Origin of the sequence: Microbulbifer sp. (assembly GCF_051659245.1) — a bacterium.
Classification (GTDB): domain Bacteria; phylum Pseudomonadota; class Gammaproteobacteria; order Pseudomonadales; family Cellvibrionaceae; genus Microbulbifer.
The window spans coordinates 1-17,845 of sequence record NZ_JBOFOC010000176.1 but is presented as its reverse complement, the minus strand read 5'-3'; the positions used below and the strand labels follow the sequence as shown (position 1 = coordinate 17,845).

Below are 17,845 nucleotides of genomic sequence, written 5' to 3'. Positions count from 1 at the left end.
ATCCTACAGGTGGCCGCAAGTTTCTATTGGAACGGCTTGTCCAGCCAGGTCTCCTGCCACGGCAGGCCGTACTGGTTGAGGTCGGCCATAAATGGGTCCGGGTCCATCTGCTCCATGTTCCACACGCCGGGCTTCATCCATTTGCCTTCCAACATCATCTTGGCGCCGATCATCGCCGGCACGCCGGTGGTATAGGAGATGGCCTGGGACTGGACCTCCTTGTAGCACTCCTGGTGGTCGCAGATATTGTAGACGTAGTAGATTTTTTCCTGGTCGCCCCCTGTTCTGTCTTTAGGGATGCCGCGGATGATATTGCCGATGCAGGTTTTGCCCTTGGTCAGTGGGCCCAGGCTGGCGGGGTCGGGGAGCAGCGCTTTCAGGAACTGGATCGGCGCGATTTCCTGGCCCTGGAATTCGATCGGCTCGATGCTGGTCATGCCGACGTTCTGCAGCACTTCCAGGTGTTTCAAATAGTTGGGCGAGAAAGTCATCCAGAAACGCGCGCGCTCGATTTCCGGCAAGTGCTTGCTGAGGGACTCCAGTTCCTCGTGGTAGAGGAGATAGATATCCTTTTCGCCGATGCCTGCCGGGAAGTCGAAAACCCGCTTTTCTTCCATCGGTTTGGTGGTGACCCACTCGCCGTTTTCCCAGTAGCGCCCGTTGGCGGTGATCTCGCGGATGTTGATCTCGGGATTGAAGTTGGTGGCAAACGGCAGGCCGTGGTCGCCGGCGTTGCAGTCGAGAATATCCAGGGTCTTGATGCGGTCGAAGTGGTGCTTCTTCGCGTAGGCGGTGAACACGCTGGTCACGCCCGGGTCGAAGCCGCTGCCGAGCAGCGCCATCAGGCCGGCTTTCTCGAATTTTTCGTGGTAGGCCCACTGCCACTTGTATTCGAACTTGGCCTCTTCCGGCGGCTCGTAGTTGGCGGTGTCCAGGTAGTGCACGCCGGTTTCCAGGCAGGCGTCCATGATGTGCAGGTCCTGGTAGGGCAGGGCCACGTTGATCACCATATCCGGCTTGACCTTCTCGATCAGCGCCACCATTTCGCCCACGTGGTCCGCGTCCACCTGCGCGGTGTCGATCTTGCGCGGCAGCATCTCGGCGATCTTGTCGCACTTGCTCTTGGTGCGGCTGGCCAGGGTGATCTTCTCGAATACCTCCGGTACCTGCGCGCACTTGTGCGCGACCACCTGGCCGACGCCGCCGGCGCCGATAATCAGTACATTGGCCATAAAAATCTCCTTATTCTTTGCGGAACCTAAGCCGCTTAAAATTTTAGGATGCCGAAAGTGCTATACCCTCGATAGGGTGTACGGGCGGCCCTGCTGCCGGTGGCCGTCCGCTCAACAGCCTCATCGGCAATCGTTTCGCGGACGGCCACCGGCATCAGTGCCTTCGCCTCAGCGCGTAGGCGGATAAGCGTCACGCGCATCCGCCGCGAAAGGTTGGTGGATGCGCTGGCGCTTATCCACCCTACAATCTTTCCCGAGTCCCGAGTCCCGAGTCCCGAGTCCTTATTTTTCAAAATACGTATAACCACTCATACTAGCGGTATAAGTGTGCAAAATCTGCTTGCGCTGTTGCGGGCTGATCTTGCCGTCCTTCACCGCGCGCTCGGCGAGCTTGCGGAAGCGCTCGAACAGGTCCTGCGGCCGGTACTCCACGTAGCTGAGCACGTCGGCGATGCTGTCGCCGTGGATTTCCCGACTGTAGTCGAAGTTGCCGTCGTCGTGAATGCGCACTGAGACCACGTTGGTGTCGCCGAACAGGTTGTGCAGGTCACCCAGGGTCTCCTGGTAGGCGCCCACCAGGAAGGCGCCGAGGATGTAGTCCTCGTCGCCCACGAGGGGGTGCAGCGGCAGCGTCTTGTGCTCCTCCTGGCGGCCGATAAAGCGGTCTATCTTGCCGTCGCAGTCGCAGGTGATGTCGGCGATGATCGCCGAGCGGGTGGGTGCTTCGCCGTGGCGGTGGATCGGCAGCACCGGGAATACCTGGTCGATGGCCCACATATCCGGCAGCGACTGGAAGACGCTGACGTTTGCGTAATAGATGTCCGACAGTACTTCCGGCAGCGCCTGCAGGTCCACCGGTACTTCCTCCGCTTCGTCGAGCAGCGCGCGGATCTTCTGCGCGCCCTGCAGGAACAGGTTTTCCGCGTTGGCGCGCTCGCGCAGGCTGACCTGGCCGTGCAGGTAGAGGGCGCGCACCTCGTCGCGATAGTAGAGGGTGTCGTTATAGCTCTCCTGCAGGTTTTTCGCGCTGACGCTGTTCACCGCATCCTGCAGGTTGCGCAGCATCGGGTGGTCGCCCTCGTTGATTTTGGTGTGTTCCAGCTCCACCGGCTCGAAACGGGTGGTGTCGAGGATATCGAACAGCAGCACCGAGGAGTAGGCCACGGTGGCGCGTCCGGACTCGGTGATAATCACCGGGTGTGCGACGCCCTCGCTGTCCAGAGTGCCCATAATGGCTTCCACCACGTCCACGCAGTACTCGTTCAGGGAGTAGTTCTTGGAGTGGGTGTAGTTGGTTTTGGAACCATCGTAGTCCACCGCCAGACCGCCGCCCAGATCCAGGTAGCCCATGGCCGCCCCCTCTTCCACCAGGTCGGCGTAGTAGCGGCAGGCTTCCAGTACCCCGGTGCGGATATCGCGGATATTCGGCACCTGGGAACCCAGGTGGTAGTGCAGCAGCTTGAGGCAGTCGAGCATATCGTGGCGGCGCAACTGGTCCACCATGGCGATCAGGTCGTTGCTGCCCAGGCCGAAGATGCTGCGGTCGCCGCTGGTGGCGTTCCAGTAGCCGCCCACCTTGGAGGCGAGTTTGATGCGCGCCCCTATGTTGGGGCGCACCTGCTCCCGCTCCGCGCAGCGGATGATGGTTTCCACTTCCGCGGGGGTTTCCACCACAAAGAAAATCTGCACGCCCAGGCGCTGGGCCTGCAGGCCCAGGTTGATGAATTCCTCGTCCTTGTAGCCGTTGCAGATAATCAGCGATTCGGTGTTGTCGAGGATCGACAGCGCGGCGATCAGCTCCGCCTTGCTGCCCGCCTCGAATCCGTGGCCGAAGCGGCGTCCGGCGCTGGCGATCTCCTCGATCACCTGGCACTGCTGGTTCACCTTGATGGGGAAGACGCCGCGAAACACATTGCGGTAGCCGCAGTCGGCGATGGCGCGGGCGAAGGATTCGTTGATACGGGCGATCTGCGCGTCCAGCAGGTTCTCGATGCGCAGCAGCAGCGGCATGCCCAGGCCGCGCTCGGTGGCGCCGCGGGCGATGTCCATCAGGGAAACGGCGCGGGTTTCACCGCTCGCGGTCTCCACCTGCACGGTCACTTCACCGGCCTTGTCCAGGTCGAAATAGCCGGCGCCCCAGTTGCGGATTCCGTAGAGTTCGGCGGAGTCTTCGCAGGTCCAGTCCTGTATTTGTCGCTGTTTCATGGCGCCTGTTTGGTTGGAGTGTTTCGGGGCGCGAATCTTGGGCCCAGAAAGGGCGGAAAGCAATAACTATAGATAAGAAAAACGCTGTTTTTTAGCGGGTAAAATTAAATTTTTGTTCAGTTTTTGCCGGGTGGAAGAAGATCCAGATGAAGTGCGCGAGTAAGCCTCGCCGGCGCAAAGTAAGTAACGGGGCGGGGCGCTGCAACCCGTTTTCCACAAAAAAAAGGCGGCCACAGGGGCCGCCGGCAACAGGGGTTGAAAACTCAGTAGAAGCCTGGGTTGGCCACTACCCGGTAGCCCCGATGGCGAGCGTCCCAAAGGTAGTAGGTATCGTAGGCCACGTAGTAGTTGTGGCCGCCGAACGCCAGGGTCACCGCAGAGGCGGGCAGGCTGTACACTATGGCGCCGATCGGCGGTTGTGCGACCACATAGCCGTACCGGTGGGGACGGTAGAAGATGCCGTCGCTGTAATAGAAGCCCAGTCCGCCGAAGCTGATGCGTACAAAGTTGCGCGGCAGGCGGTTCCAGCGGTAGCCGTAGCCGTAGTGGCGCGGGCGCCAGCGGTGGCGGTGCCTGTAGCCGTGCTTGTAGTGATGGCGATCACCGTAGTGGCGCTTTCTGTCGCGGTGTCCCCAGTCCCTGTTGTGGTGTCCCCAGTCCCTGTCGTGGTGCCTCCGGCCTTTGTAGTGATGTCTCCGGCCCTTGTCGTGATGCCTCCGGCCCTTGTCGTGATGCCTCCGGCCCTTGTCGTGGTGCTTGCGGCCTTTGTCGCGATGTCCCCGGCCCCGGTCGTGCCCGCGATCTTCGCGGTGGGCCGGTCCGGCGGCGTAGGACAGTTTGCGTTCCGGGCCCTTGTAACCGAAGCGGTCGTCGCGGTCCGCCAGGGCCGGTCCCGCCAACAGCAGGCCGGCAATGGCGGCGAGGGTGGTCAGTTTGCTCAGGGGCTTTTTCATGGCGCTCTCTCCAGTGCCGTTGAACGGCATCTCGTAATACTGGTGGCCAGTGTGTCCCCGGGGGACTGAATCATTCCTGAACCGGGCGAAATCTTTTTTTGCTATGATGCCGCGCTCATCCTCCCACAGGGGTAGAGATCGCGATGCAAGTGTTTCACCATGTGGCCAGCCTGCGCCGGGCGCTGGCGGAGGCCCGCGCCGCCGGCAAGACCATCGGCTTCGTGCCCACCATGGGCAACCTGCACGACGCCCATATCGAGCTGGTCAAAACCGCCCGACAGCACTGTGACCAGGTAGTCGTATCCATCTTTGTAAACCGGCTGCAATTCGGCCTGAACGAGGACTGGGACAAGTACCCGCGCACCCTGGAACAGGATACCGCGCGCCTGCGCGAGGCGGATTGCGACTTCCTGTTCCACCCGGAGGAGAGCGAGATCTACCCGAACGGGATGGACCAGCAGACCCGGGTGATCTGCCCGGCGATGACCGACGTGCTCTGCGGTGCCAGCCGACCCGGCCATTTCGAGGGTGTGACCACGGTGGTGGCCAAGCTGTTCAATATCGTGCAGCCCCACAGGGCGGTGTTCGGTATCAAGGATTTCCAGCAACTGGCGGTGATCCGGCGGATGGTGGAGGACCTGTGCATCCCGGTGGAGATCATCGCCGCGCCGGTACACCGGGAGGCGGACGGCCTGGCCATGAGTTCGCGCAACGGCTACATCACCCCGCAGGAGCGCCCGCGGGTGGCGGTGCTCAACCAGTCGCTGAACTGGGCCAGGGAGCAGATTGAGAGCGGCTGCCGCGACTTCTCCGACCTGGAGGCTGAGGCGAAGAAACGTATCGAGCAGGCGGGTTTCCGCGTGGACTATTTCTCCATCTGCAACAGCAGAACCCTGGAGCCCGCCGCGGACGACGACGGGGAGATCACCGTGCTCGGCGCCATCTACACCAGCGCCGCGCGGCTGATCGACAACGTATCCCTGCAACTTTAAAGGGGGGTGAAGATGCAAATTGAGCTGTTGAAGTGCAAACTGCATATGGCCGCCGTCACCCAGGCGGAACTCTGGTACGACGGCTCCTGCGCCATCGACCAGGATCTGGTGGAGCTGGCCGGCCTGCGCGAATTCGAGAAGATCGATATCTATAACGTGAGCAACGGCGAGCGCTTCCACACCTATGTGATTCTCGCCGAGCGCGGCTCCGGCACCATCTCCATGAACGGCGCCGCGGCGCGCCGGGTGCAGGTGGGCGACCGCATCATCATCGCGTCCTACGCGCAAATGAGCGAGCAGGAGGCCGACAGCTTTAAACCGAAACTGGTTTACCTGGACGAAAGCAATCGGGTGGAGCGCAGTACCAATACCATCCCCGTGCAGTTGGCCGAAGCCTGATTCCCCTCGTAGGAGCCTTGCCGCCATGCCCGTCGGTTTTATTTCCAGCCCCGCCTGCACCGGCCACGATATGGGGGCAGGGCACCCGGAGTGCCCGGCGCGCCTCGATGCGATTCGCGATCAGCTGCTCTCCAGTGGTATCGATGTAGCCTTGCGTCACTTCGACGCGCCGGCGGCCAGCCGCGCGCAGCTGGAGCTGGTACACGATCCGGATTATGTCGAATCCATCTTTGCGCGCGCGCCCAAGGAGGGCATCGAACAGCTGGACCCGGACACCTGCATGAATCCGGCTTCGCTGGACGCCGCGCTGCACGCCGCCGGCGCGGTGGTGTCGGCGGTGGACCGGGTGATGGCCGGGGAGATACCCTCCGCTTTCTGTGCCGTGCGCCCGCCGGGCCACCATGCCGAGCGGGACAGGGCCATGGGCTTCTGCCTGTTCAACAATATTGCTATCGGTGCGGCCTGGGCGCGTGAGCAATATGGCCTGGAGCGCGTCGCCATCGTCGATTTCGACGTGCATCACGGCAATGGCACGGAAGATTTCGTGAAGGGGCGGGAGGGCTACCTGCTCTGCTCCAGCTTCCAGCACCCCTACTACCCGTTTTCCGGCACCGGCGAGCTGCCGGACAATGTGATCAATACACCGCTGGAGGCCGGCGCCGGCGGGGCCGGGCTGCGCCGCGCCGTCGAGGATACCTGGCTGCCGGCCCTGGAGAATTTCCGGCCGCAGATGCTGTTCGTGTCGGCCGGCTTCGACGGCCACCGGGAAGACGACCTGGCCCAGTTGCGCTTCGTTGAGGACGATTACCGCTGGGTTACGGAAACGATCAAAGCGGTCGCCGACCGCCATGCGGGCGGGCGTATCGTATCCGCACTGGAAGGTGGCTATGCATTGAGCGCGCTCGGCCGCAGCGTCGTCGCCCACCTTCAGGGTCTGATCGGCAGTTAGCGGCCAATTGGTCTCCCCGGGTAGAAGCCGTTTCATAACGTAGCGAGCGGGTGGCTGGTGGCGGCCGCCGGAGCGGAGGCACCGGAATGTACACGTAGTACCTGAGGATGCCGACCGGGCTGGCGCACCAGCACCGCCGGACGCCGCCAGGCGCCCGCGCAGTAGTTATGAAGCAGCTTCTATGAAAGCCCATTGCCATCGGGCTATTATGGAGAGAAACATCTGAATAATAAGGGAGAAAATGATGTCTGAAGTACATACCCGCCCTGTACCCGCAGAATTCGCCGATAGAGCGCATATCGGCGCCGAAGACTACGAGAAAATGTACCGCGAGTCGGTCGAAAATCCGGAGGCCTTCTGGTCCCAACAGGCCAAGGATTTCCTGCAGTGGGAGAAGCCGTTCACCAGGGTGGTCGAGGAAGACCTGAAGCGCGGCCACGCCGCCTGGTTCGCCGACGGCCAGCTCAACGTCACCGTCAACTGTATCGACCGCCACCTGCCCAATCGCGCGGAGCAGACCGCGATTATCTGGGAGGGCGACGATCCCGCCGACAGCCAGACGATCACCTATCGCCAGTTGCATGAAAATGTCTGCCGTCTCGCCAATCTGCTTAAATCCCGCGGGGTGAAAAAGGGCGATCGCGTGTGCATCTATATGCCGATGATCCCCGAGGCCGCCTACGCGATGCTCGCCTGTGCGCGCATCGGCGCGGTGCATTCGGTGGTGTTCGGCGGCTTCTCCCCCGACTCGCTGAAAGACCGCATCCTGGACTCCGACTGCCGCCTGGTGATCACCGCTGACGAGGGCGTGCGCGGTGGCAAAAAAGTCCCGCTCAAGGCGAATGTGGACAAGGCCCTCGCCCACTGCCCCGACGTACACACCGCCGTCGTGGTCAAGCGCACCGGCGCCAATATCGATTGGAACAGCAAGCGCGATATCTGGTATGCCGAATCCGTTGCGGAGATGGAAGCCGACTGCGCACCGGAGCGGATGAATGCGGAGGACCCGCTGTTTATCCTCTACACCTCAGGCTCCACCGGCAAACCCAAGGGGGTGCTGCACACCACCGCCGGCTATCTGCTGATGACCGCCATGACCTTCAAGTACGTCTTCGACTACAAGGAGGGCGACGTCTTCTGGTGCACCGCCGACGTGGGCTGGGTCACCGGCCACAGCTATATCGTCTACGGGCCCCTATGCGCGGGGGCTATCACCCTGATGTTCGAGGGCGTGCCCACCTATCCGGACGCCTCCCGCTGCTGGCAGGTGGTGGACAAGCACAAGGTCAATATCTTCTACACCGCCCCCACCGCCATCCGCGCTTTAATGGGAGCCGGCGACGAATTCGTCACCAGAACCGACCGCAGCTCGCTGAAACTGCTCGGCACCGTGGGCGAGCCGATCAATCCGGAAGCCTGGGAGTGGTACTACAAGGTGGTCGGCGACGAGCGCTGTCCCATCGTCGACACCTGGTGGCAGACCGAGACCGGCGCCCACCTGATCACCCCGCTGCCCGGCGCCACCGAGCTCAAACCCGGCTCCGCCGCAGTCCCCTTTTTCGGCGTGCAGCCGGCACTGCTGGACGAAAAGGGCAAAGAGATCGAGGGCGAAGGCGAGGGCGCGCTGGTGATGAAATCCAGCTGGCCCAGCATGATCCGCAGCGTTTACGGTGACCACCAGCGCATGGTGGACACCTACTTCTCCAGTTTTCCCGGCTACTACTTCACCGGCGACGGCGCCCGCCGCGATGCCGACGGCTACTACTGGATCACCGGCCGTATCGACGACGTGCTCAATGTCTCCGGCCACCGCCTGGGCACCGCGGAAATCGAGAGCGCCATAGTCCTGCACGACGACACCGCCGAGGCCGCGGTGGTGGGCTATCCCCACGATATCAAGGGCCAGGGGATCTACGCCTATGTGACCTTGAAGGCGGGCCACGAGCCGAGCGACGAATTGCGCAAGGAACTGATCGACCTCTGCGTCAAGGAGATCGGTCCCATCGCCAAACCCGATGTGATCCAGTGGGCGCCGGGACTGCCCAAGACCCGCTCCGGCAAGATCATGCGCCGCATACTGCGCAAGATTGCCGGCAATGAGCTGGACAACCTCGGCGACACCTCCACCCTGGCGGATCCGTCGGTGGTGGATCAACTGATCGAGCACAGGGCCAATCGCTGATCACCGCCATCGGAGAGGCCGGGCAATGCCCGGCTTGTGGTTTGCCCGGGGCGGGGAAGGTCGCTAAAGTTGGGAGGTAGCACCAACGAGGTTGCCGATATGTCCACCCTGAGCGAACGAATCACCATAAACCCACAACAGTGCGGCGGGCGCCCCTGCATCCGCGGAATGCGCATCCGCGTATCCGATGTACTGGACCTGCTGGCAAACGGGCTCAGCACCGAGCAGGTACTGGCGGAAATGCCCGATTTGGAGCCGGAAGACATCTCTGCCGCGCTACAGTTCGCTGCCTGATGCACTGACCATCCGATCCTGGCCGGCAAGGAATTTGGCATCGGATCCTACTCGGTGCAATGGCTGGGCTGTCGATATCCGCGGGCAATGAATTTTTTTGTTGTGGATCACCTCGGGCAATACCTCAAACGTAACTGCTCACCCATAGGGGATCCCGCAGTGATCTAAGGGAACCACCCTGTAGGAGCCTGCTTGCAGGCGAACGGGTCAGAGCTTCGTAGCTTTTTCGCCTGCAAGCAGGCTCCTACAGGGGGAGTAGTTACCCTATGTGGACTGCCTTAAAAAGGTCTTGCCCAGCGAATCCTGCGAAAATTGCCCTGCCGTCTCAGTGCTATTGAAGTTTTGCCCGGAGCGGTTGCACTTTTTGAGCAGAGGGAGCCGCTGGTGGAGATCGGTTAGGTGTATCGACGCTGCCGGACCCGTCGGTGGGGGACGAGCTGATCGACAGGTGAAAACGAGAATGATACCGGGCAATTGCCCGGTTTGATTGCTGTGTTGATAAGGGAATTCCAATGAAAAACAAAATAATAGCTTTGATGCTGTCTATCCTTATTGCTTCTTGTGCCTCGGTACGTCCAAAAGAAGCCTCGAACTATGAGGTCGATCTTCGGGCTCCCGAAGAGACGGAAAATTTTGTCCTCGTCAATAAAGAGGTCTATGACGACCCTCTGCTCGGAATCATTTTGGAATACGAAAACAAAAGATATCCAACTGATAATATCGATGTGTTTGTATATCCAGTCAGCAGGACCAACTGGGACGACCGGGATTCTGTAATAGATGACGAGTTGAAATCTGTGCTCCAGGAGATAGACAGAGCAATTGAGTATGGCTACTACGCCTCTCGGGAGGAGGAGGAAACCGGTGCCTGGAGCTTCAGCTCAGGGGAGAGAAATTTCAAAGGCGGAAAATCTTCATTCGCCCTGCATAGTAAAGACAATGTAATGCTTCACTCCAATGCCTATGTGTTTATCGCAGAAGATAAATTTATAAAATTTCGTACGAGCTTCGATAGCAGGGCGACAGTGGAGTGGGATGGAGATGAGGCTGTTAAAGAATTGCTTCCGGCAATTGAAGTTCCACTGGAATCTGTGTATATGAAAAACCTGCGGGCGGCTCACAGGGAAAAAATGACACAGGATCTTCTTAGGGCTCTTATGCAGGCCGTCAAGGAAGATTCACAATAGGCGATAATCATTCCGGGAAATCTGATGCTGGCGGCTACCGGCTTTGGGTTTTTATCGATATACCTGCTGGCAGCGGGGAGAAGATAATTCCAATGAGTGTAAATAATGAATAAAAATACCGACATCAACTCGATAGTTGTACTTCTTCTGCTCTGTGTTCTGGGTGCCGCTGCCAACGCCGGTGCCTCCGGAGAGCGCATCGCCCTGAAGTCGGAGGTGCTGCAGGAGGAGCGCGCGATACAGGTTCTCCTGCCGGAGGGTTATTGGGTCGATAAAGACACCAGCTACCCGGTGGTCTACCTGCTGGACGGGGACTATAACTTTCACGGCGTGTCCGGCATGCTCGACCTGCTGGCGAACAAGGGGCAGATGATCCCGGAAGTGATTCTTGTCGGGATTGCCGACAAGGGAACACTCCGCTACCGGGAGAATATGACGCCGGCCAACGGCGACGGCAAGGGAGGGAAAGCCGGTCAATTCCTGAATTTCCTGGAAAAGGAGCTGAAACCCTATATCGACCGGCACTATCGGTCCGCGCCAAACGCGACGCTGGTGGGGCAGTCCATCGGTGGCCTGTTCACGATCAATGCACTACTGAAAAAGCCGGACAGCTTCGACCATTACGTGGCCATCAGTCCCGCTCTCTGGGTAAGTGACCATCAACTGGAAAAAAACGCGGCGGAGCTGGTCGGCAAAAAGAGCTATCGGGGGAAAACCCTCCACTTGTCGTTGGCGGACGAGACCCGTATGGGGGTCTACGGATTCCTGGAAGTGCTGGACCGGAAGGATGTGCAGGGCATCGAATGGCAGTTCACCCATTACGGGGATGAAAACCATAACTCCGTCGGCCTGCCCGCGCTGCGCGACAGCCTGAAAGATATCTTCGACGGCTGGTACCTGTCCGGGAGCGAGATATCCGCAATGGAACCGGACGGTGTCCTGGCGCATTACAGGGCGCGGATGGATGCATTCGGCATCAACCAGCCCATACCGACGTCCAGCGTAAAAAGCGTGGTTCGGGCGTTGTATAACCGGGAGAGGACCGGGGAAATTGACGCACTGGTTGCGCGGGTGAGGCGGGATCTCCCCGTGTCTGAGCGGGATTTTATCATTATGCAGGCCGCCTATGCGGGCCATTTCGACTCCCCGAAAAGGGCGCTGGAAATACTCCGGGAATCGGAGTCCCGTTTTTCCGCTTCGGTAAAGTACCTGCAGGAAATCGCCGGCGTCTATGAACAGTTGGATAACCTCCGGAAGGCCCGCGAATACTACCAGAGGGCCGCCGTACTGGCGGAGCGACAAAATGCGGGGCAGTGGCAGATGAACATTCTTAATGCGGCTCTGATGCGCACCGAAGCCTGACCCTGAAAATTACCCAACAGGAACACAGCTATGTCCGATACACCAGCCACCCCCTGCGGGCAGTCGGCCATGAAACTGCGCCTGGCCACTCCCGCCGATCTGGACCTGCTGCGCCACTGGGACGAGCAACCCCACGTGATCGCCGCAGACCCGAACGACGACTGGGACTGGGAGGAGGAGCTGGCGCGCAATCCCGACTGGCGCGAGCAACTGATCGCCGAGCTGGATAGCCGGCCGATCGGTTTTATGCAGATTATCGATCCCGCATTGGAGGACAGCCACTACTGGGGCGATGTGCCGGGGAATCTCCGCGCCATCGATATCTGGATCGGCGAGGCGCGGGACCTGGGCCGGGGCTACGGCACCCGGATGATGGAACTGGCTCTCGACCGCTGTTTCGCGGATCCGGCGGTGACGGCGGTATTGATCGATCCGTTGGCAAGCAATGTTCGTGCGCACCGTTTTTACGAGCGGGTCGGCTTCAGGTTTGTCGAGCGGCGCCAGTTTGGCGAGGACGACTGTTTCGTCTTTCGCCTGGAACGTGCAGAATATCCCTGCAAATAGGTTTTGGGGACGCCGGGTGAACGAACAGCAGTATCTTTGCGAACACTACAGGTTCAACGCCGAGCAGCGGCTGAAGGGCTTCAACTTTTTCGTCGTTCTGTCGATGTTCGCCGAAGGCGGTATCTTTACCGCGGTTGAAAAGGGCTTCCATCCCCTGAGCCTGGCGCTGCTCGGCGGTTTTGTGGTGATACTCTCATCGGTTTTCTGGTTGGTTGACGCGCGCAGCCGGGAGCTGCTCAGCCTGGCGGTTCCAGGGCTCAAAAAACTGGAAGGCGATCTTTCGGAGGAGTGCAGATTGTTTACCCGGGACAGCGCGGAAAAGGGCAGCTTTGTCCGATACACCTTCGCGATACGCGCGCTGCTTATCGGCCAGTTTATCTTTGGCACCGGCGTGGCCTGCTACGGCCTCTATCTGTGGTTGCTGGTGCCGACAACATAGGGCGGAGCCGTGAACCTGCTGTTTGTCTGTAGTGAAAACCGCCTGCGCAGCCCCACTGCGGAAGCGGTTTTTTCACATTACCGGGGTGTCAATGCGCTTGGCGCGGGGATCAATCCGGCTGCGGCCAGGACGGTGAGCCGGGACTTGATCGAGTGGGCGGACCGGGTATTTGTTATGGAGGCCTTCCACCGGGAACTGCTGTTGGAAAAATACCCGGATCTGCTCAATGACAGGCGGTTGGTGTGCCTGAATATCCCTGACAGGTTTGCCTATATGGACCCGGAGCTTGTGGAATTGCTGGAGTCCGGAGTATCCGAATACCTCCGCCCGGACTAAAGCCGAATGACCTGCATTCACAGCTTCGAACCGATTGCGGCCGGGGGCGTCGAACGCCTGATCCTCGGTTCCATGCCGGGCAGGGCTTCGCTGCGCGCGAAGCAGTATTACGCTCATCCGCGCAATGCCTTCTGGCGAATTATTGAATCGGTGCTGGCGCTTGCCCCCGGGCTGAGCTACGAGCAACGCTGTGCACAGCTGGTAAAGCATCGGATCGCGCTCTGGGATGTAGTGAAGAGCTGCACCCGATCGGGCAGCCTGGATTCGGATATTGTCGCTTCGTCCATAGTACCGAACGATTTTGCCGGATTTCTCGCCGATCACCCGGGAATCGGGCATATCTATTTCAACGGCGCCAAGGCGGAGCAGATGTACCGGAAATATGTACTTCCAACACTGCCCGAGCAATACGCCGCTCTTCCCGCCCTGAGGTTGCCCTCCACCAGTCCGGCCCACGCCTCGCTCAGCTTTTCGGGTAAACTCGAGCGGTGGCGCGCTATCGTTGAGTAAGAGAGGTTATCATGGATTCGTTATTGCCCATGGGGCGTGAAGTGCTCGTCAGCCAGCCTGTAGCCTATGGAACCATCGCCAGGCTCGGGAACGCCAAAACGGATTGAGGAGGAGAAGGATGCTGGACCATATCGGCCTGCAGGTGCACAGTTACGAGCGCAGCAAGGCCTTCTACCAGGAAGCACTGGCGCCGCTGGGCTATCAGCTGATCCTGGAGTACGCCGACTGGGGCGGCTTCGGAATCGGCGGCAAGCCGGATTTCTGGATACAGGTGGGCAAGCAGGTGAGGCCCGGGCTGCATATCGCCTTCCGCGCGGATAGCCGGGAAATGGTCGACGCATTCTATCGCGCCGCGCTGGATGCCGGCGGCAAGGACAACGGCCCGCCCGGCCTGCGCGAGATCTACCACCCCGATTACTACGGCACCTTCGTGATGGACCCGGACGGGCACAACATCGAAGCGGTCTGCCACACGCCGGTGCAGCCGTGAAGATCGTCGGCCTGATTGGGGGAATGAGCTGGGAGTCCACCCAGATCTACTACCGGCGTATCAACGAACTGGTGAAGGAGCGCCTCGGCGGCCTGCACTCGGCGCGCCTGCTGCTCTACAGTGTCGATTTTCACGAGATAGAGCAATTGCAACACGCCGGTCGCTGGGAAGAGGCTGGTGAACTGCTGGCGGCCGCGGCGCGGTCACTGGCGGCGGCGGGCGCCGACTTCTTGCTGATCTGTACCAACACCATGCACAAGATTGCGCCGGCGGTGGAAGCGGCGGTCTCCATTCCTCTGCTGCATATCGCCGATGCCACTGCCGCGGAGATCGGGCGCGACGGTGCCCGCACCGTGGGGCTGCTGGGCACCTGCTTTACCATGGAGGAGGATTTTTACCGCGGCCGCCTGCAGGAGGAGCACGGCATCCCCGTATTGCTGCCGGATGCCGAAGAGCGGGCGCTGGTGCACCAGGTGATTTACCAGGAGCTCTGCCTGGGCACTGTGCGCGACGAGTCCCGCGCTGTCTACCGGGACATTATCCGGCGCCTGGTGGAGCGGGGCGCGGAAGGGATTATTCTCGGCTGCACAGAGATCGGTATGCTGGTAACGACGGCGGATGCTCGGGTGCCGCTGTTCGATACCACTGAAATACACGCGCAGGCGGCGGTGGACCGGGCCCTACTCGACATAAAACAATAAACGTAACCCCTGTGACACTAAGCCGGGGCCTGGGCGGCCCTGCTACCGGTAGCCGTTCGTTCAACAGCCTCATCGGTCTATTTATCCGCAGGCGCTTTTCTCGAACGGCTCCCGGTATCAGGGCCTTCGCATCAAGCTCCGGTACTTTGTTCCCGAGTCCCGGGGGGGGGCGAGCAGGTACCATAAACCAATAAACAGGCACATATTGCATGCAGGATGTTTTTATCACCGGGACCGGCAGCTTCCTGCCGGGCGCGCCGGTGGACAATGGGAGCATGGAGGAGCGCATCGGCCTCCTCAGCGAACACAGCCGAAAACTGAAAGCCGCCTCCCTGAGGCAAAACGGCATCAAGTCCCGGCACTACGCCATCGACGCCGGGGGCAATTACCTTTTTACCAATGCGGAAATGGCGGCACAGGCTATTCTTTCCGCCTGCGACCTGGCGAGACTGGACCCCCGTCGTATCGGTTATCTCGCCACCAGCACCACCCAGGGCGATCTGCTGGTGCCGGGCCACGCCAGTGCGGTGCACGCCGGACTTGGCGCGGGGCCGATGGAAGTCTCCTCGCACCAGAGTGTGTGCGGCAGCAGCATGATGGCGATCAAATCCAGTTACCTGAATATTCGCGCCGGAGAGCACGATACTGCGGTTGCCTGCGGCAGCGAGTTTTCCAGCCGCTGGTTCCAGCCGGGTTTCTACTCGGCGATCGATTTTGCCGGTTTGTCCGCGGAAGAGGCGCTGCAATACGAATTCCTGCGCTGGACGCTGTCCGACGGCGCCGCGGCGCTGGTGATGGAATCCCGGGCCGACGACAGCCGGCCCCGCCTGCGCATCGACTGGATAGAACAGAAATCCTTTGCGGACCGCTTTCCCAACTGCATGTACGCCGGAAGCCGCACGGCGGACCCGGGGCAGTTCAAACCCTGGGCCCACTACGGGGCGCCCGCCGAGGCCTGCGCTGACGGCGCCGTGGCGCTGCGCCAGGACTTCGATTTATTACAGCAGATGTTTCCGGTGTGGATGGGTTACTTTCTGGAGGTGTTGGACAAACGACGGCTGTCGCCGGAAGATGTCCGCCACTTTCTGCCTCACTATTCGGCCAGATCCCTTGGCAACCGGATGAAAACCCTGCTGACCCGCTCCGGGGCGATGATTCCGGAGGAGCGCTGGTTCAACAACCAGCACCGGGTGGGGAATGTGGGCTCGGCCTCCATTTTCCTGATGATCGATCAACTGATGCGCGAGGCCGCGCTGCAACCCGGCGACCGGGTGCTCTGCTTCGTGCCGGAGAGCGGGCGCTGCCTGGCGGCCTTTATGTGTATGACGGTGGTTTAACAGTGAATGAAAACGACAAGACGGCGCGGCTGATCCGCGAACTCACCAAAACCTGGGCGGATTTCGAGGGCCGTCTGGTCCAGGTGCCGATGATCAGCCGCGCTCTGCGGGGTGCGCTGCGCCTGGAGGACTACCGAACCATCCTCTGCGACCACTACCAGCAGGTGATCGAGGGGGCCTGCTGGATCGCCCGCGCGGTGTCCTCCATCGACCGCGGGCACCTCGAGCTGCGCTCGAGCTTCCTCTCCCACGCGAAAACCGAGCACCTGGACTACCGGATGCTGGAACGGGACTACCAGTCCGTGGGCGGCGATCTCGCGACGCTGCGCGGCGGGCGGAAAAATATCGGCTCCAACGCCCTCTCTGCGTGGATGTACCACCGGGCCTCGCAGCCGAACCCGCTGGACCTGCTGGGGGCGATGTTTATGATCGAGGGCTTGGGCAAACACTTCGCCGGCATCTTTGCCGAGTCGCTGCAAAAGCACCTGGGGCTGCGCGAAGACCAGGTCTCGTTTTACCTCTACCATGCGCAGCACGATGAGGACCATCTGGCGGAACTGGCGGAAACGCTGGGCTCCGGCATCCTGGACACAGATGGCCTGGCGGAGCGCATCCTGGAAACCGCGCGGGTCACCGGGCGCCTGTATCTGTTGCAGTTGGAGGAGCTGGGGAACTATTAATGGGCTGGAACAGCGATTTCGAACAGGGCACCATCAACCGGCGGGACCCGAACCCCTGGCTGGCCCTGTATCTGGACAGAAGCCTGCCGATAAACGAGGGCGCCAAGCGGGCGCTGCTCGCCGGCCACAATACCTGGTCCCGCCGCCTGCTGCTGCCGGTGGTGCGGCCGCTGGCGCGGCTCAGTATCGTGCTGGTGCAGCTGCTGCGCATCGCAATTCCGGAGCGCTGGAACTCCTCGAAAATTCTCCACCGCACCATCTACTGGGGGCTCAAGTATTTCGTGCGCCCGGATGCCAACTACCTGATCCTGCGCCACTTCAATATCGGCACCGAACTGCTGCAGTTTATCGCCGACAATATCGACGGGGTCGAGATAGAGAGCACCCGGCCGCTGCGGCCGCGCCGGCTGGAAGACCTGCTGGACGACACCTTCCTGATCCACGACCTGAATATCTACAATTTTGTCGCCGAACTGAGCCAGAAGCTGCGCGAGGAAAACCGGGAGATCGTGCCCCCTGGGCAACTGGATTTCAGTGCGATCTCCTCCGCGGAATTCGAGCTGGACCCGGGCGAGGCGCATTTCACCAATGTGATCGACCTGCAGACCGCGATTGAACTGTACACGCCGCTGTACGCACTGTTTCTCTCGGACCACGATTTCTGGCGCGCGAGCAACTCGCTGCAGCTGGACGAGACGGTTTCCATCTATATCGGCAGGCTGCTGAACGACGGCACCGCCCTGTCCCTGGTCAGCAACCGGCACCCGATGGTGCCGCACTCCACGTTGCAGGCCGGCTTCCGGTTGATGTTGCACGGGCTGGATGCGGAATTGCTGCACGGCTATCTGCGTAATTTGAAGGCAGCCGCGGCGCGTGAGGATGTTGCGCAGCAGCTTTGTGTAGAGGCGGGGGGCGCTTAGAGCCTGTTTGCGATCTATGGTTCTGCTCGTCCAGCGCGGGGTCGGGAGGGGTGCCTCTTTCCGGGACACGGGCTGGGCGCCCCCCTTAAATACGTCCCTGTACGCTCGTAATC

General features: G+C 60.8%; 19 protein-coding genes and 1 other RNA gene. 16 read left to right on the top strand and 4 right to left on the bottom strand.

What is annotated here, in order from left to right; genetic code table 11:
- Nucleotides 1–23 precede the first annotated feature (23 nt).
- From ACRC0P_RS16765 to ACRC0P_RS16755, 3 genes are all read right to left on the bottom strand, one after another.
- A complete protein-coding gene (locus tag ACRC0P_RS16765; protein WP_438632446.1) occupies nt 24–1,232 on the bottom strand; it encodes a saccharopine dehydrogenase family protein in 1,209 nt (402 codons plus the stop codon).
- A 282-nt stretch (nt 1,233–1,514) separates the two neighbouring features.
- Nucleotides 1,515–3,437: a biosynthetic arginine decarboxylase gene (gene speA, locus ACRC0P_RS16760; protein ID WP_438632445.1), complete on the bottom strand. Its 1,923-nt coding sequence runs from the start codon at nt 3,435–3,437 to the stop codon at nt 1,515–1,517.
- 263 nt (nt 3,438–3,700) lie between these two features.
- Entirely contained in the window at nt 3,701–4,390 is a 690-nt protein-coding gene (locus tag ACRC0P_RS16755; RefSeq protein WP_438632444.1) for a DUF6515 family protein, read from the bottom strand.
- 143 nt (nt 4,391–4,533) lie between these two features.
- Between ACRC0P_RS16755 and panC the strand changes: the two genes are divergently transcribed.
- From panC to ACRC0P_RS16740, 3 genes are read left to right on the top strand one after another with little or no spacing between them, the layout of a single operon-like run.
- The gene (panC, locus tag ACRC0P_RS16750; RefSeq protein WP_438632443.1) at nt 4,534–5,382 is read left to right on the top strand and encodes a pantoate--beta-alanine ligase; all 849 of its coding nucleotides are present in this window, start codon (nt 4,534–4,536) and stop codon (nt 5,380–5,382) included.
- Nucleotides 5,383–5,394: 12 nt separating this feature from the next.
- Complete coding sequence (gene panD, locus ACRC0P_RS16745) at nt 5,395–5,781, top strand: aspartate 1-decarboxylase (protein ID WP_183462159.1); 387 nt, start codon at nt 5,395–5,397, stop codon at nt 5,779–5,781.
- A gap of 25 nt (nt 5,782–5,806) precedes the next feature.
- A complete protein-coding gene (locus ACRC0P_RS16740) occupies nt 5,807–6,730 on the top strand; it encodes a histone deacetylase family protein (RefSeq protein WP_438632442.1) in 924 nt (307 codons plus the stop codon).
- Between the two features lie 22 nt (nt 6,731–6,752).
- Here the strand turns inward: ACRC0P_RS16740 and ACRC0P_RS16735 are convergent.
- A non-coding RNA gene (locus tag ACRC0P_RS16735) (sX9 sRNA) lies at nt 6,753–6,833 on the bottom strand.
- A gap of 141 nt (nt 6,834–6,974) precedes the next feature.
- Here ACRC0P_RS16735 and acs point away from each other — a divergent pair.
- From acs to ACRC0P_RS16670, 13 genes are all read left to right on the top strand, one after another.
- On the top strand, nt 6,975–8,912 hold the full coding sequence (acs, locus tag ACRC0P_RS16730) for an acetate--CoA ligase (RefSeq protein WP_438632441.1): 1,938 nt from the start codon (nt 6,975–6,977) through the stop codon (nt 8,910–8,912).
- Nucleotides 8,913–9,011: 99 nt separating this feature from the next.
- Complete coding sequence (locus tag ACRC0P_RS16725; RefSeq protein ID WP_438632440.1) at nt 9,012–9,206, top strand: DUF433 domain-containing protein; 195 nt, start codon at nt 9,012–9,014, stop codon at nt 9,204–9,206.
- A 512-nt stretch (nt 9,207–9,718) separates the two neighbouring features.
- Nucleotides 9,719–10,393: a hypothetical protein gene (locus ACRC0P_RS16720; protein ID WP_438632439.1), complete on the top strand. Its 675-nt coding sequence runs from the start codon at nt 9,719–9,721 to the stop codon at nt 10,391–10,393.
- A 105-nt stretch (nt 10,394–10,498) separates the two neighbouring features.
- Nucleotides 10,499–11,755, top strand: coding sequence for an alpha/beta hydrolase-fold protein (locus ACRC0P_RS16715; RefSeq protein ID WP_438632438.1), 1,257 nt, complete (start codon nt 10,499–10,501; stop codon nt 11,753–11,755).
- A gap of 30 nt (nt 11,756–11,785) precedes the next feature.
- Nucleotides 11,786–12,319: a GNAT family N-acetyltransferase gene (locus ACRC0P_RS16710; RefSeq protein ID WP_438632437.1), complete on the top strand. Its 534-nt coding sequence runs from the start codon at nt 11,786–11,788 to the stop codon at nt 12,317–12,319.
- Nucleotides 12,320–12,335: 16 nt separating this feature from the next.
- Entirely contained in the window at nt 12,336–12,758 is a 423-nt protein-coding gene (locus tag ACRC0P_RS16705; protein ID WP_438632436.1) for a hypothetical protein, read from the top strand.
- 9 nt (nt 12,759–12,767) lie between these two features.
- Entirely contained in the window at nt 12,768–13,094 is a 327-nt protein-coding gene (locus ACRC0P_RS16700) for a low molecular weight protein tyrosine phosphatase family protein (RefSeq protein WP_438632435.1), read from the top strand.
- A 6-nt stretch (nt 13,095–13,100) separates the two neighbouring features.
- On the top strand, nt 13,101–13,604 hold the full coding sequence (locus ACRC0P_RS16695) for a DNA-deoxyinosine glycosylase (protein WP_438632434.1): 504 nt from the start codon (nt 13,101–13,103) through the stop codon (nt 13,602–13,604).
- A gap of 118 nt (nt 13,605–13,722) precedes the next feature.
- Nucleotides 13,723–14,094: a VOC family protein gene (locus ACRC0P_RS16690; protein ID WP_438632433.1), complete on the top strand. Its 372-nt coding sequence runs from the start codon at nt 13,723–13,725 to the stop codon at nt 14,092–14,094.
- Nucleotides 14,091–14,795, top strand: coding sequence for an aspartate/glutamate racemase family protein (locus tag ACRC0P_RS16685; protein ID WP_438632432.1), 705 nt, complete (start codon nt 14,091–14,093; stop codon nt 14,793–14,795). The genes ACRC0P_RS16690 and ACRC0P_RS16685 overlap by 4 nt, the downstream gene beginning before the upstream one ends.
- A 209-nt stretch (nt 14,796–15,004) precedes the next feature.
- Nucleotides 15,005–16,132: a 3-oxoacyl-[acyl-carrier-protein] synthase III C-terminal domain-containing protein gene (locus ACRC0P_RS16680; protein ID WP_438632431.1), complete on the top strand. Its 1,128-nt coding sequence runs from the start codon at nt 15,005–15,007 to the stop codon at nt 16,130–16,132.
- Nucleotides 16,133–16,134: 2 nt separating this feature from the next.
- A complete protein-coding gene (locus ACRC0P_RS16675) occupies nt 16,135–16,812 on the top strand; it encodes an iron-containing redox enzyme family protein (RefSeq protein ID WP_438632430.1) in 678 nt (225 codons plus the stop codon).
- Nucleotides 16,812–17,732, top strand: a complete 921-nt coding sequence (locus ACRC0P_RS16670) for a DUF6999 family protein (protein WP_438632429.1) — start codon at nt 16,812–16,814, stop codon at nt 17,730–17,732. The genes ACRC0P_RS16675 and ACRC0P_RS16670 overlap by 1 nt, the downstream gene beginning before the upstream one ends.
- Nucleotides 17,733–17,845: the final 113 nt, after the last annotated feature.

Excerpts from the sequence above, each read along its gene's own strand:
- ACRC0P_RS16765 (WP_438632446.1), bottom strand. The coding sequence starts at position 1,232 with ATGGCCAATGTACTGATTATCGGCGCCGGCGGCGTCGGCCAGGTGGTC.
- speA (WP_438632445.1), bottom strand. The coding sequence starts at position 3,437 with ATGAAACAGCGACAAATACAGGACTGGACCTGCGAAGACTCCGCCGAA.
- ACRC0P_RS16755 (WP_438632444.1), bottom strand. The coding sequence starts at position 4,390 with ATGAAAAAGCCCCTGAGCAAACTGACCACCCTCGCCGCCATTGCCGGC.
- panC (WP_438632443.1), top strand. The coding sequence starts at position 4,534 with ATGCAAGTGTTTCACCATGTGGCCAGCCTGCGCCGGGCGCTGGCGGAG.
- panD (WP_183462159.1), top strand. The coding sequence starts at position 5,395 with ATGCAAATTGAGCTGTTGAAGTGCAAACTGCATATGGCCGCCGTCACC.
- ACRC0P_RS16740 (WP_438632442.1), top strand. The coding sequence starts at position 5,807 with ATGCCCGTCGGTTTTATTTCCAGCCCCGCCTGCACCGGCCACGATATG.
- acs (WP_438632441.1), top strand. The coding sequence starts at position 6,975 with ATGTCTGAAGTACATACCCGCCCTGTACCCGCAGAATTCGCCGATAGA.
- ACRC0P_RS16725 (WP_438632440.1), top strand. The coding sequence starts at position 9,012 with ATGTCCACCCTGAGCGAACGAATCACCATAAACCCACAACAGTGCGGC.
- ACRC0P_RS16720 (WP_438632439.1), top strand. The coding sequence starts at position 9,719 with ATGAAAAACAAAATAATAGCTTTGATGCTGTCTATCCTTATTGCTTCT.
- ACRC0P_RS16715 (WP_438632438.1), top strand. The coding sequence starts at position 10,499 with ATGAATAAAAATACCGACATCAACTCGATAGTTGTACTTCTTCTGCTC.
- ACRC0P_RS16710 (WP_438632437.1), top strand. The coding sequence starts at position 11,786 with ATGTCCGATACACCAGCCACCCCCTGCGGGCAGTCGGCCATGAAACTG.
- ACRC0P_RS16695 (WP_438632434.1), top strand. The coding sequence starts at position 13,101 with ATGACCTGCATTCACAGCTTCGAACCGATTGCGGCCGGGGGCGTCGAA.
- ACRC0P_RS16690 (WP_438632433.1), top strand. The coding sequence starts at position 13,723 with ATGCTGGACCATATCGGCCTGCAGGTGCACAGTTACGAGCGCAGCAAG.
- ACRC0P_RS16680 (WP_438632431.1), top strand. The coding sequence starts at position 15,005 with ATGCAGGATGTTTTTATCACCGGGACCGGCAGCTTCCTGCCGGGCGCG.
- ACRC0P_RS16670 (WP_438632429.1), top strand. The coding sequence starts at position 16,812 with ATGGGCTGGAACAGCGATTTCGAACAGGGCACCATCAACCGGCGGGAC.